Source organism: Enterococcus sp. AZ067, from assembly GCF_051715005.1.
Lineage (GTDB): Bacteria > Bacillota > Bacilli > Lactobacillales > Enterococcaceae > Enterococcus_D > Enterococcus_D casseliflavus.
Genome location: NZ_JBIOSY010000001.1, coordinates 3010819 through 3023279, shown reverse-complemented (window position 1 = coordinate 3023279; position 12461 = coordinate 3010819). Strand labels below are relative to the sequence as shown.

General features: G+C 44.5%; 14 protein-coding genes. 9 read left to right on the top strand and 5 right to left on the bottom strand.

Annotation, left to right across the window (positions count from 1 at the left end):
- Positions 1–129: 129 nt before the first annotated feature.
- Positions 130–378, bottom strand: a complete 249-nt coding sequence (locus tag IGI82_RS14395; RefSeq protein WP_005234115.1) for a helix-turn-helix domain-containing protein — start codon at positions 376–378, stop codon at positions 130–132.
- 193 nt (positions 379–571) lie between these two features.
- Here IGI82_RS14395 and IGI82_RS14390 point away from each other — a divergent pair, with 193 nt between their 5' ends.
- Together IGI82_RS14390 and IGI82_RS14385 are read left to right on the top strand one after the other, a co-directional pair.
- A complete protein-coding gene (locus tag IGI82_RS14390) occupies positions 572–835 on the top strand; it encodes a hypothetical protein (protein ID WP_005228502.1) in 264 nt (87 codons plus the stop codon).
- 13 nt (positions 836–848) lie between these two features.
- Positions 849–1766, top strand: a complete 918-nt coding sequence (locus tag IGI82_RS14385) for a LacI family DNA-binding transcriptional regulator (protein WP_438842378.1) — start codon at positions 849–851, stop codon at positions 1764–1766.
- A gap of 61 nt (positions 1767–1827) precedes the next feature.
- On the opposite strand, the gene IGI82_RS14380 is transcribed toward IGI82_RS14385, so the two are convergent.
- A complete protein-coding gene (locus IGI82_RS14380; protein WP_438842377.1) occupies positions 1828–2601 on the bottom strand; it encodes a MerR family transcriptional regulator in 774 nt (257 codons plus the stop codon).
- 114 nt (positions 2602–2715) lie between these two features.
- Between IGI82_RS14380 and IGI82_RS14375 the strand changes: the two genes are divergently transcribed.
- The 5 genes from IGI82_RS14375 (at position 2716) to IGI82_RS14355 (ending at position 8552) form a co-directional block, all read left to right on the top strand.
- Positions 2716–3597, top strand: coding sequence for an HAD-IIB family hydrolase (locus IGI82_RS14375; protein ID WP_156235368.1), 882 nt, complete (start codon positions 2716–2718; stop codon positions 3595–3597).
- Entirely contained in the window at positions 3584–3937 is a 354-nt protein-coding gene (locus tag IGI82_RS14370) for a DUF1827 family protein (protein WP_010749898.1), read from the top strand. Before IGI82_RS14375 ends, IGI82_RS14370 begins: the two co-directional genes overlap by 14 nt.
- Positions 3938–4185: 248 nt before the next feature.
- Positions 4186–5652: a nicotinate phosphoribosyltransferase gene (locus IGI82_RS14365; protein ID WP_005228507.1), complete on the top strand. Its 1467-nt coding sequence runs from the start codon at positions 4186–4188 to the stop codon at positions 5650–5652.
- Positions 5653–5714: 62 nt separating this feature from the next.
- A complete protein-coding gene (gene nadE, locus IGI82_RS14360) occupies positions 5715–6539 on the top strand; it encodes an ammonia-dependent NAD(+) synthetase (RefSeq protein ID WP_010749896.1) in 825 nt (274 codons plus the stop codon).
- 192 nt (positions 6540–6731) lie between these two features.
- The gene (locus tag IGI82_RS14355; protein WP_438842376.1) at positions 6732–8552 is read left to right on the top strand and encodes an LTA synthase family protein; all 1821 of its coding nucleotides are present in this window, start codon (positions 6732–6734) and stop codon (positions 8550–8552) included.
- 67 nt (positions 8553–8619) lie between these two features.
- Here IGI82_RS14355 and IGI82_RS14350 read toward each other — a convergent pair whose 3' ends face one another.
- Complete coding sequence (locus tag IGI82_RS14350) at positions 8620–10269, bottom strand: MutS-related protein (RefSeq protein WP_438842375.1); 1650 nt, start codon at positions 10267–10269, stop codon at positions 8620–8622.
- Positions 10270–10310: 41 nt separating this feature from the next.
- Entirely contained in the window at positions 10311–10760 is a 450-nt protein-coding gene (nrdI, locus tag IGI82_RS14345) for a class Ib ribonucleoside-diphosphate reductase assembly flavoprotein NrdI (RefSeq protein WP_081116096.1), read from the bottom strand.
- Positions 10761–10896: 136 nt separating this feature from the next.
- Here nrdI and gloA2 point away from each other — a divergent pair, with 136 nt between their 5' ends.
- Positions 10897–11274 (top strand): SMU1112c/YaeR family gloxylase I-like metalloprotein, encoded by a 378-nt coding sequence (gene gloA2 / locus IGI82_RS14340; RefSeq protein ID WP_005228512.1) that lies wholly within the window; start codon positions 10897–10899, stop codon positions 11272–11274.
- A 93-nt stretch (positions 11275–11367) separates the two neighbouring features.
- The gene (locus tag IGI82_RS14335) at positions 11368–11934 is read left to right on the top strand and encodes a GNAT family N-acetyltransferase (RefSeq protein WP_005228513.1); all 567 of its coding nucleotides are present in this window, start codon (positions 11368–11370) and stop codon (positions 11932–11934) included.
- A gap of 4 nt (positions 11935–11938) precedes the next feature.
- Here IGI82_RS14335 and IGI82_RS14330 read toward each other — a convergent pair whose 3' ends face one another.
- A complete protein-coding gene (locus IGI82_RS14330) occupies positions 11939–12460 on the bottom strand; it encodes an LURP-one-related/scramblase family protein (protein WP_005228514.1) in 522 nt (173 codons plus the stop codon).
- Position 12461: the final 1 nt, after the last annotated feature.

Sequence of the window (12461 nt, the reverse complement as noted above, 5' to 3'; positions counted from 1 at the left end):
TTTCAAGAAGAACCGCATGATTTGATTTTTTTCATTTGATTAGATAACAATTGTTGCTAATCGATGAAAAGTGGAAAAGAGGCAAAAGAAAAAACGACCATTTGATCGTTTTTTCGATAAAGTCGATTGTTAGCATAAATACCGTTCTGGTCGTTCTGTCTGTCCTAATAAGTAATCGACAGAAACATTATAGAGGGAAGCCGCGTGTAGCAGCGTCAATACATCGGGTAAGCGATCGCCTGCTTCGTATAAGGTGTAATCGGGGTAAGACACATCGAGATGCTGGCATACTTCTTTTGGGCTCAATCCGCGTTCTTCTCTTAAAAATTTGAAGCGGCAACGCAAGGTGTCTAATAAAAAAGCTTCTTCTAATGTCACTTTGCGGTCCTCCTTAAAAAATAGCGCTTTTTTTCGCACTGTTCTCTTTTTATTGTACCAACAAAAGCAAAATATGCGAAGTGATTCACATGAAGGGCGATCGGTTTTTGTCAAAAAGTGAAACAAATGACTTGCTCTGAGACGCGTTTCATACAGTATGCTTGATTTATAAAAAGGAAGGCGGGATGGAAACATGAATACATACATGAAGAAAAATGGTGCGGAATGTTGTTATGTGACGTTGGCATTTGATGGACAACAACTGGTATTGACGAAGCCAAAAGGGTTCTTTCAAGAACGGTTAGTAGAAATTCCTGTGGATGAGATCAGTCACTTGACGTGTGATGAACACTTCGGGTCTCAGCGCATCGGATTTATCCATCACAACGATTACTATGAATTTTATACATGTGGGCTAAGTGTGATAGACTATATGAAAGAACAATTATTCGTTTAAGGAGCAGTGAGTCATGGCAAACATTCGGGATATTGCACGCTTGACCGGCTATTCGGTCTCAACGGTTTCACGAGTCATTAATAACAATCCTTATGTCAGTGAAGAAAAGCGTCGTAAGATCCTGGCTGTCATGGAAGAGGTCAACTATATTCCGAATTACACGGCGCGGGCATTAAGTGTCGGCAAAACCAAAAATATCGGTGTGATCCTGCCGTTTGTCAATCATCCCTATTTTGATCGATTATTGAGCGGCATCACGACAGCAGCGTTTGCTCGTGGCTATAAGGTGACGCTTTTAGCCACGAACTATGATCCGCAAGTAGAGGAAGCATATTTGCAAGAATTTGCGGCGAAAAGATTTGATGCTTTGATCATTACCTCGCGGGCGAATCCGATCGAAACCTTATTGCCTTATCGTTCATACGGACGCATCGTCTTTTGTGAAAATATCTCGTATTTGACTGACGGCTGCACTTATATCGATCGAGAGGAATCGATCAAGGAGGTCTTCACGTATTTTAAGGAACAAGGCATCCAGAAAATCGGCGTGACATTGGGACGTAGCCGCAAGCTCAGCAGCAATTCAAAAATCACGGTCCGTTTGGCTCATGACTATTTTTCGACCTTTTCCGAAGACTTGATTTTTTGGGATTGCTTGACGGAAGAAGATGGCAAAGAAGCGGCTGCTTATTTTGCAGATAAAGGAGTCGAAGCGATTTTCACCAATGGGGATCATGTTGCTGCTGGGATCCAGTCGCAGGCGCCGGGAGAATGGCTCGTGATTGGACGGGACAATCTATACATCAGCGAGCTGCTGCAGCTTTCAACGATCGATCATCACTTGCAAGCTTGCGGGGAGACTGCCGTCCAATTGGCGGTAATGGAAAAAAGCGGCAACTATCGCATGCCCTATGAGTTCATCAAACGATAGCTACAGACGAAACGATGCGCAAACAGTGCCCCTGAGCGGGCAGTGCTTGCGCATCGTTTTTTTAATGGGATTTGGTGTAATGGTCAATGATCTGTTTCAACAGCTGCGCGCTGCCGACGCCTGCTTTTTGATCGTAATAGGCGGTAAAACGCTCGTCTTGAACGTACATTTCCCCTAAAGATCGGTGATATTCTGCTGAGTAAAAGGGCGCTGCTTGTTTAAGCCATGCTTGATGCGCAGCAAAAGCCTTTTCGGCTTTGTCAGAAGGGATTCGTTTCCCTTCCTTTTCATTCAATAGCTCTTTTATCATCTGCAACAAGCGGTTTTCGTTGTCGGTCAGTGCTTGATAATCGACTTGGGTCATCTGCTGCCACTTTTGGTTGCTTTGTTCGATGATTTCCTCACCGTAGGCTTCTCGTAATTCGGCACCGTAGTTCGCTTCGTTTTCACGAATTTTTTGTTCCTTAAAATAACGGAATTTCTCTTGATCGGTCATCGTCTTTTCTCCTTCATAATAATCAATTGTTTGCGCTAAGGTGGTCAAAAGACTGTCCAGGGCTGCTCGCTCTTGTAAAAGCTGTTGGTAATGCTGCAACAAGACCGTTTGGATCGATTCCTGTGGCTCATCCAAGATTCCGCGGATCGTTTCTAATGAAAGCCCAAAAGACTTAAAATATAAAATCTGCTGTAGGCGATCGACTTCCTGTCTCCCGTAGATACGGTAACCAGCTGAGTTGGTGCGTTGCGGTTGTAACAACTTGATCTGATCATAATACCGCAGGGTACGGCTGCTGACTCCTGACAGTTTAGCTAAGGCACTGATCGTATATTCCATCGGCTTTTCCCTCCTTACACCTGTATCCTAAAGGTTGACGTAACGACAAAGTCAAGAAAATTTTTTTGCGTTTTTTAAAATGTGCTATAATTATAACAAAGAAAGGAAGATAAGATGCAAATAGTTTTTTCTGATATTGATGGGACGTTCCAAGAAATGGGGCACCCGATTCATGAGATCAATAAAGAAGCCATCCGTTGTTTGCAAGACCAAGGGGATCACTTTGTGTTTGTCACAGGGCGAGGATTTGAGCTTGTTCAAGATATGATGGCGGAAGAAGGCCTTTCCTGCGATGTGATTTTTGGAAACGGCGCTGGTCTGATGGTAAAAGGAGAAGCGCCTGTTTTGACGCATACCTTGCCCTATAAGACATTGGCGCAAGTGATTGGTATCTTAGAAACAGAAGAGGTTTTTTATTTCTTACATACTGACCATGGCATCATTTCCCCACAAGCGCATTTGTATGAAGCGCAGTTTCAAGAAAGCCGCAAGCAGTTACTCGCGGAGTTAGGGGAGCGAGGACAAATCATCGCTGACTACAAATATGAGTTTTTTTACAACGAATGTCTTCATAAAGACGACGTGCTGCAGTTTATGAAGGAACATCCAGAGATAAAGGTCATCAAAATCGAACTGATGGAAGCGTCAGACGAAAAAAGAGAACGGCTGCGGGCGATGATCCAATCAGAAACGGCTGCGATTTTTCAATCCTTTGTCCAAACACTGGAGATCGTTGATCCATTGGCGACCAAAGGTGCCGCGATCCGTTCCTTTTTAGAAGCTTTTCCCGCTGCCAAAAGCTACGGGATCGGTGATGGTGAAAATGACCTTGCGATGTTTGAAGCGGTGGATGTTTCTTTGGCTGTAGCAAATGCCAGCCCAGCGATCAAAGCAGTTTGTGATCGAACCATTGAGCGCGCGGAAGACGGCGGTGTTGGCCGCTTTATTTTAACAGAATTAGTTTCGAGAGAGGATGTTGTGCATGAAGTTGATTGAAACCCCAGTAAACCAAAATCTAAATATGGAAACTTTTTACCCGAACATCTCCAAGTATCTATTCGACAAAATAGCGATCAAATACTATAAATTGTACTCGCTTGATCGGACGCAGATTCTCTATGTGGATAGTTTTGATACGATTTCTTTAGTATTGATCAACAATAAAAAGAAAATCAGTCGGGAAGAAGTCGACACAGCGATTCATCGTTTGCTGAAGGTCGATCGCAAAGACGTGACCGTCAATGTTAATATTCGTAAAGAAATGGAAGCAAGAGGCATCACCTTTTCTAAACCGAGGAAAGATGTCATTCTTGTTCAATTGCCTGTGAAAGAATAGTAGTTGAAAGAAGTTGGGACATGCACGTTGCAAGAGCAATCAAACGTTGAACAAAGGGGCGACCTTATACGCGCGCAGGAATGATGCGCCAATAAGTAGGAGGCTGACCCATGCTTTTGAGCAATTTGTTCTCAGATGGATTGCCTTGTACTAGCAAAAACCCAACTTTTTTTTGAAAAAACAAGATTTTCTGTCTTTTGTGTTTTTTTTGCTATAATGAGAAGAAGTAAGCTAGAGGGAGTAAGAACATGCAGAAATTATTTAAAGATGACAGCTTGACGCTGCACACCGATCTCTACCAAATCAACATGATGCAAACCTATTGGGAGTTAGGCAGAGCCGATCGTAATGCGGTGTTTGAATGCTATTTCCGTGACATGCCTTTTGAAAACGGCTATGCGATCTTTGCCGGTCTGGAACGATTGATCGACTATTTGAACGATTTATCCTTTTCAGAAACGGATATTGCCTACTTGCGAGAAATCGGCGGCTATCCAGAAGCCTTTTTAGAGTATCTAAAGGAGTTCAAGTTTGCTTGTACCGTTCGTTCTGCGTTAGAAGGCGATTTAGTCTTCAACAATGAACCGATCATTCAAGTAGAAGGGCCGTTGGCACAAGCACAGTTGATCGAAACGGCGTTACTGAATATGGTCAATTTCCAAACACTGATCGCCACGAAAGCGGCCCGCATCAAATCCGTGATCGGCACGGATCCCTTGTTGGAATTTGGTTCACGACGGGCACAAGAATTGGATGCAGCCATTTGGGGGACCCGAGCGGCTTATATTGGCGGAGCAGATGCGACGAGTAATGTGCGGGCAGGGAAGATTTTTGGCATCCCAGCCAGCGGAACCCACGCCCATTCCCTCGTGCAATCCTACGGCAATGACTATGATGCATTTATGGCGTATGCCCAAACCCACAAAGATTGCGTATTCTTAGTCGATACCTATGATACATTGCGCTTAGGTGTGCCAAATGCGATTCGTGTGGCCAAAGAGATGGGGGATAAGATCAATTTCTTAGGTGTGCGGATCGACAGCGGCGATATGGCGTATATCTCGAAAAAAGTCCGTGAACAGCTGGATGAAGCGGGATTCACGGAAGCCAAAGTCTATGCTTCCAATGATCTAGACGAAAATACGATTCTAAGCTTGAAAATGCAAAAGGCGAAAATCGATGTGTGGGGTGTCGGCACCAAGCTGATCACCGCTTACGATCAACCGGCATTAGGCGCGGTTTATAAACTGGTGGCCATCGAAAATGAGCAGGGAGAAATGATCGACACCATCAAATTATCCAGCAATGCTGAAAAGGTTTCGACTCCTGGGAAAAAACAAGTTTGGCGGATCACCCGTAAATCTGACGGCAAGTCAGAAGGCGATTATGTCACGCTATGGGAAGAAAATCCACAAGCAGAAGACGAACTGTTCATGTTCCATCCTGTTCATACCTTTATCAACAAAACAGTGACGAACTTTGATGCGCGACCATTATTGCAAGACATCTTTGTGGATGGCCAGCAAGTGTATCAAGTGCCTGACTTAGAACACATCAAAGCCTATGCGACGAATTGCTTGGATTCCCTTTGGGACGAGTACAAACGTGACTTGAATCCACAGAAATACCCAGTCGATCTTTCGCAAGAATGCTGGGATCATAAAATGCGCACGATTGAAAAAGTACGCAAACAAACCAATGGCGCGATTTTGTAATCCGCAACTGCGCTGGTCCTAGGATCAGTCAGCTGCTTCAAAAAATAAGAGGAGGCGTTTCTATGACCATGCAACAAGAAATTATCAAAGAATTAGGAGTCTTACCGACCATCGACCCGAAAGAAGAAGTTCGTAAGAGTATTGATTTTTTAAAGGCGTATCTGCAAAAGAATCCGTTCTTGCATACGTTTGTCTTGGGGATCAGTGGTGGACAAGATTCGACGTTAGCTGGACGGCTTGCGCAATTGACGATGGAGGAAATGCGCAGCGAAACTGGGAATCCTAACTATCAGTTCATAGGGGTACGCTTACCTTATGGGGAACAAGCAGACGAAGAAGATGCCAAAAAAGCGCTAGCGTTTATCCAACCAGACATTGAGCTGCGGGTAAACATCAAAGCCGCCGTCGATGCGCAAGTACAAGCGGTGGAAGAAGCAGGGTTAGCGGTTTCCGACTTTAACAAAGGCAATATCAAAGCCCGTCAACGGATGATCACGCAATATGCCATTGCGGGTGAAAAAGCAGGGGCTGTTCTGGGAACAGATCATGCTGCGGAAAACATCACCGGCTTCTTTACGAAGTATGGGGATGGCGGAGCCGATATTTTACCACTATTTCGTTTGAATAAACGCCAAGGCCGTCAACTCTTGCAATACTTAGGCGCGCCAGAAGCGTTGTATACAAAAGTCCCAACTGCGGACTTGGAAGATGGCAAACCTTTAGTGGCAGATGAAGCAGCTTTAGGAGTGACCTACAACGACATCGATGACTATTTAGAAGGCAAGGAAATTTCGGCTGAAGCCCAACAAACCATTGAAAACTGGTGGAACAAAACGCAACACAAACGCCACTTGCCAGTCACGATTTTTGATGATTTTTGGAAATAAACGAAACCAATGATTGAGTTCCATTCGGATAGAAAGAAGAGTCTAGGGGGCAAGAAACCTTAGACTCTTTTTTTATGAGGCTTGCTTTCTTTAAAAATAACAAAAGCTTCTTACCTCGGCTTTACTTTCTTGCCTCGAAAGCATAAAATACGAGGGTACCTAGAATGTGTAGAAAAGGAGGAATGTTCCTTCGTGAAAATAAATAGCCATCCTTATCTGAAGATCGCATTAAAAGGCATCGCCATCGTCCTGTTGATCATTTTCAGTAATTTATATTTGCAATGGTGTCAAAACAATCTTTCCGTTGAATTAGCTCTGAAATTTGCCTTTTCGTGGCATACAGCAAAGTTTTTCTTGGCTTGTGGGGTGCTACTGCTGGTGTATGGGGTGTTTGCCAGCTTGGCAGGTTCGGTACTGATCGGAGGCGTCTTTTATAGTGTCGTCATCGGAATCTTAGGATATGCCAACCACACAAAGATGGTCTATCGCCAAGAACCAATCTATCCCGATGATTTAAAGATGGTCACTCAATTCGATCTTCTTCGAACCATGATCGGCAATGGCGCCTTTTTCTTAGCCATCCTCTTCGCTCTGGCGGCGATCGGAGCGATCGGCTGGAGTATCTATCGCAGCCGCAAATTAAACCTGCGTTTGCAAGTGATGCGAGGAGCGGTGCTGGTCGTATGCTCGCTGGGCTTAGTCTATGTTTCTCACTTCAATGACAGCAACAACCTTTTACGCAAAGCCTACAATCAGACGGCGCTCTGGATTCCGTATTCACAAAAAATGAACTACTACAATACGGGATTCATCGGTGGGTTTTTGTACAACCTGCGGGTAGATGCCATGACGAAGCCTGAGGGGTATTCAAAAGAAGCGATCCAAGCGATTGCGGACACCTACAATGCACAGGCTGCGGAGAAAAATCAAGACCGTGAAAGTGAAGCACCAAATATCGTCTATGTGATGAGCGAGAGCTTTTCCGACCCGAGCCATTTAAATGGCTTGTCGATCACCGGAGATCCGTTGAAAGACTATTACCACGTCGCCGATCAAACCATCAGTGGAAAAATGCTTTCGCAAAATTATGGAGGCGGTACGGCAAACATCGAGTTTGAAGCGTTGACTGGTTTTGCCATGGGCCTATTGAATCCACAGATGACAACGCCTTACACGATGCTGGTGCCGAAATTGACGCAACTGCCATCCTTGGTTTCTTTCTTGGAACAGTCCGGGTATACGGCAACGGCGATCCATCCTTATGATACATCGATGTACAAACGCAAGGATGTCTATGGGGTGATGGGGTTTGAACAGTTTATCGATCAAGAGACGATGACCTATACCGACAAAATCGAAAATAATCCTTATATCTCTGATGAGGCGGCCTACAAAGAAGTGCTGGCTTTGTTGGAAAACGATCAGCAACCGCAATTTGTCCATTTAGTGACGATGCAGACCCATATGCCTTATGCTGGCAAATACGATACGTTGAATTACCAAGCGAGCGGTCCGGGCAATATGGCTTCTTTGGAAAACTACCTGCAGGATATCTCTTATAGCAGTACAGCGTTGAAAAACTTTGTGGCTGAATTAGAGCAGCTGGATCGGCGAACGCTGGTCGTCTTTTGGGGAGATCATTTACCAGGCATTTATGACGATGAGATCAAGGATCAAAATGAAACGGCTGCCCTGCATGAAACCGAATTTTTGATGGTTGATTCGCAAGGGAATTTTGCGCCAGAAGATGTACCAGTAACAAGTCCTTTTTATTTTGCGCCGAACCTATTAGAAGCCAGTGATCAACCAACCAGCGGGTTTTACCAGTTGTTGTTGGCCTTGCAAGATGAGTTGCCGGCTTTTGAACTGGGTCAATATTATCAAGAGGGACAATGGCAGACGACTCTTGCGTTGGATAAAGAAGCCCAAGAAATCTATAATGCCTACAATTTGATCCAATATGATGTGCTACAAGGAGAGCAATACAGTTTAACGACTGGTTTGTTTGACTAACTGAAACATAAAATAGCGCCTTATCCTGTGACTGACACTGGGATAAGGCGCTTTTGTTTGTGTGAAGTTATAATTCCTGCCATTTACGATTTTGATCAAAATCATTGGCGGCGGCGTAGGCGTCTTGAACGATCGCTTCAGGGTAGCCCATGACTTTTAAGAGGGCAATCGCGTTGCGGCTCAAGGCAGGACCGGATTTGACCTTATAATCAAAGGAGATGCCGTCATCTTCCGTGACTTGTTCAGAAAAATGAATGTTGCGGCAATCATTTTTCAAAATTTCAGTCAGCTCAATATCATGGGTAGCGACAAAGGCCAATGATGGGTAGGCTCGCAACCAATGGATGATGCTAGCAGAAGAAGCGATTCGTTCCACCGTATTGGTTCCTTTTAAAATCTCATCAACAAAACAATAGCAGCGCTGTTTCGTGGCAACGGTATCTAGCAGGCGTTTGATGGATTTGATCTCCGCCACGAAATAGCTGTCGCCTTCAAATAGATCATCTTCGACAGCCATCGAGGTAATGACGTGACCAGGAACCATCGTAAAGGTTTCAGCTACTGCTGTCTGGATGGTTTGTGCCAAAATACAGTTGATGGCGACACTTTTGACATATGTCGATTTGCCTGAGGCATTGGAGCCAGTTACAAGGGTATTGTGGTTCCAAGTGACATCATTCATGACTGCTTCACTCAGAAGGGGATGATACGTACCCGTTGCTTCTACACCTCCGCTTGTTTGGAAGGTCGGTAGGCAAGTGATGGGCATATACGTGCGAAAATTTAAAATGGCGGCTGCGACTTCCAATTTTCCCAGCAAATTCCACAGATCGATGGCTGCTTGTTGGTGTTTGGCCAGAGTAGTGGTGACCGTTTGATAGGAAATAAACGGCAGCATAAAAATGATATTGATGTATTCAAACAACATGTCTCCTTCGCTGCCGTTTTTGGCACGAAACGAAAAGGCGAAACGAGTGATCTTTTTTAATGGTGCCAAGGATTGTTTGATCTCATCTTGGAGGGGCGTGTTGATTTTAGCGATCTGACTGCCACAGGCAATCGTTTGAACCAAATAGCGCATGCTGTTCAGTTCTGTTTCCAGCTTGGCTTTTTTGATGGAGTAATAGATCGTATTGAAAACGACACTGACCAACGTCAACAGGAGGCCTTGGACAATCCCCAGCAGGAGCAGCAAGATGCCGACTAACGGCAGCACACCTAAAAAGACAAAGAACGGCAGAGAGCCGATCGATTGCGCAGCTTCATTGGCCAAGTAGGCTTTTGAGAAATTATCATCTTGTTTTCCTAAACGAGCAAACGTATATTGGGATTGTTCGCGTGCGGCACTGTCAGCAGCAAAAAAGTCGATCAATTTGGTCAGCTGTTTGTCCGTCTTGAAGCGAAAATTGCGTAATTGCTGGTACAATGCTTCTGAACCAACACTGGAAAACGTCAGATTAATGGACTCAAACAACGAAAAGCCATCCAAGTCATACCAAGTGATGTCATCGACCTCGCTATCAAAATCGTGAAACTTCTTCTCAGTCAGCCAAGCCTTTTTCAAACTCGCTTCTTTATCAAAGCGGGGCTGACGGGGAAGCTTTCCCCAAGCAAGCCGAACGTAACGGCGTACTTTGTATCGATTCCAGATATCTAGTGCGGTCAAGATGAGAATGCTGGCGAGTATGATCAAAATGACCATCGTTTGTGGTTCCATATGCAAAAGTCCTCCTAATGGCTAATGAATGCTGGCTAAAGTTAAGTGTTGCTGTGGGCAGGATCGATTTCTTTCAAACAAGCATAGATCCGTTCAATATCTTGGGTCGTGCCTCGCAGCTCGAAATCCGCTAAGAACGGGATCGAAAATTGCTCCGCATATTGCATTGCGGTCAAGCAATATTGATAATTGAAGTTTTTGTTGCCACTGCCGATCACGCCTAAGCAAAGAGCTGCGTTGTTTTCATAGTCAATGTATTCCCGCATGGTTTCTGTGAGAATCTCCTGGTCGCCGTTATCGACGCCATTTCCACCTTCTAAATAGGTAGGGACAAAAACCACATAAGGTTCGTCTTCTTGTTCAAACACACTGTTGTCATGAATTTCTTTGGCTTCCCAAGTACTCGGAGTGTCTTGCTGATCCGCATAGGCCAACAAGCGGTTGACGAATGCACGGGTATTTCCAGAGATTGAAATATAAAGTAGTTTCATTTTTTTCATCACCTTCCGCTTTCTAGTATAACAGAAACCATTTATGAAAAGAGGAGAACTTCGGCAGTCTTTTCTAGTAAAATGCAGCCAAAGGCTTTAAACTGAGAGAGGAGTCCAATACAAAGGAGTGGCAATAATGTTTTCAAAAATGCATCATGTGGCGATCATCGCCAGTGATTACCAGCAGACCAAAGAATTTTATGTAGAGAAATTAGGCTTTGAAGTGATTCGTGAACATGCGCGCCCAGAAAAGAAAGATGTAAAAATCGACCTGCGCTTTGGGGAATCAGAAATAGAACTGTTTGTGGTGGAAAACCCACCAGCAAGACCAAGTTTCCCCGAAGCAGCTGGCTTGCGGCATTTGGCATTTGCGGTGGAAAATATTGAAGCAGTCGTGGCAAAGTTAGCCGCCAAAGGAATTGCGTGTGAACCGATTCGTTTCGATACCTTTACGAATAAGAAAATGACCTTTTTCCAAGATCCAGACGGCTTGCCGTTGGAATTGCATGAATAAATAAGGAAAACTTTGTGTGGATCCTTTGTCGATTCAACTTGGTTTTTCTTGAGAGAATTGTTATTCTATGTATAGAAGCAAGGAGGAGAAAACGTGATAAGATTTGCAAAAAAAGAAGATCGCTTTGTCATGGCTGAACTTGTTTTAGTCATTTTAAAGGATATGGAATTGCCCTTTGTCAAAGAGATCGGTGAAGCAAAGACCTTAGAGATCTTGGCAGATGCCATGCTAGAACCCGACTATCGTTACGGCTTTCGCCGTGCGTTGGTCAATGAGATCGACGGGGAAGTTGCAGGGGTCGCCTTTGGTTACCCAGACAAAGAAGAGGCGACGATCGATCAGCCTCTAGATAAAGTGCTGGAACAGTACGGTTTGAGTAAAGACATGAAGCTGTTTATCGATGAAGAAACCTTACCAAATGAATGGTACTTAGATACCATCTGTGTGGCTGAGAAATTTCGTGGCAAAGGTGTCGGCTCAGCCTTGTTAGAAGCGTTGCCGAAAATTGCTTCTAGAGATGGCTATGAGGTGATCGGCTTGAGTGTGGATCGAGCAAATCCCCATGCGAAGCGGCTCTATGAAAAGCATGGCTTTGAAGTCGTGGCCCAAAGAGAGATCAGTGGCCACCTATACGACCATATGCAAAAAAGAACCAGCTGATTTTTCAGCTGGTTCCATTTGTTAGTCGAAGCTCAAGAGGATGGTCTTTCTTGCGGTGCCGATTGTACAGCCAGTAATCCATGACGGCAGCGATACAGATGCAGACTGGTGCATCCCGATCATCAACGACATCCAGTACATAATAATCCCCCGTCAATAAGGTCGCCTTATCCATTTCCATGATCTTTTTATTGAAATGATGGATCCCATAGCGATGATTGTAGATATCGCCGTGGACCGCCCAGTGAAGCTGCTGGATATAGTAGAAATCACCCGGCCAGTTAAAGATTTTTTGCAGTGTACCGACTTTCTCAAAGTCTTTGTAGATCTCAAAGCGCGTACCAAAAGTAAAACTGATTTGTTTGATACTAGCAACCATTTGCCCATTCAAGCGGTAAAGGGAAAGAGCATCACCCTTAGTTCCCCAACGGCCCACCATTAAAAACAGTGATTTGCCTGTTTCATCTTTGACAATGGTGCGTGTGACTCTGCTAAGTTGTCTGTCTTGGATGAAAAATTCTGACATA

Excerpts from the sequence above, each read along its gene's own strand:
- IGI82_RS14390 (WP_005228502.1), top strand. The coding sequence starts at position 572 with ATGAATACATACATGAAGAAAAATGGTGCGGAATGTTGTTATGTGACG.
- IGI82_RS14385 (WP_438842378.1), top strand. The coding sequence starts at position 849 with ATGGCAAACATTCGGGATATTGCACGCTTGACCGGCTATTCGGTCTCA.
- IGI82_RS14380 (WP_438842377.1), bottom strand. The coding sequence starts at position 2,601 with ATGGAATATACGATCAGTGCCTTAGCTAAACTGTCAGGAGTCAGCAGC.
- IGI82_RS14375 (WP_156235368.1), top strand. The coding sequence starts at position 2,716 with ATGCAAATAGTTTTTTCTGATATTGATGGGACGTTCCAAGAAATGGGG.
- IGI82_RS14370 (WP_010749898.1), top strand. The coding sequence starts at position 3,584 with ATGAAGTTGATTGAAACCCCAGTAAACCAAAATCTAAATATGGAAACT.
- IGI82_RS14365 (WP_005228507.1), top strand. The coding sequence starts at position 4,186 with ATGCAGAAATTATTTAAAGATGACAGCTTGACGCTGCACACCGATCTC.
- nadE (WP_010749896.1), top strand. The coding sequence starts at position 5,715 with ATGACCATGCAACAAGAAATTATCAAAGAATTAGGAGTCTTACCGACC.
- IGI82_RS14350 (WP_438842375.1), bottom strand. The coding sequence starts at position 10,269 with ATGGAACCACAAACGATGGTCATTTTGATCATACTCGCCAGCATTCTC.
- nrdI (WP_081116096.1), bottom strand. The coding sequence starts at position 10,760 with ATGAAACTACTTTATATTTCAATCTCTGGAAATACCCGTGCATTCGTC.
- gloA2 (WP_005228512.1), top strand. The coding sequence starts at position 10,897 with ATGTTTTCAAAAATGCATCATGTGGCGATCATCGCCAGTGATTACCAG.
- IGI82_RS14330 (WP_005228514.1), bottom strand. The coding sequence starts at position 12,460 with ATGTCAGAATTTTTCATCCAAGACAGACAACTTAGCAGAGTCACACGC.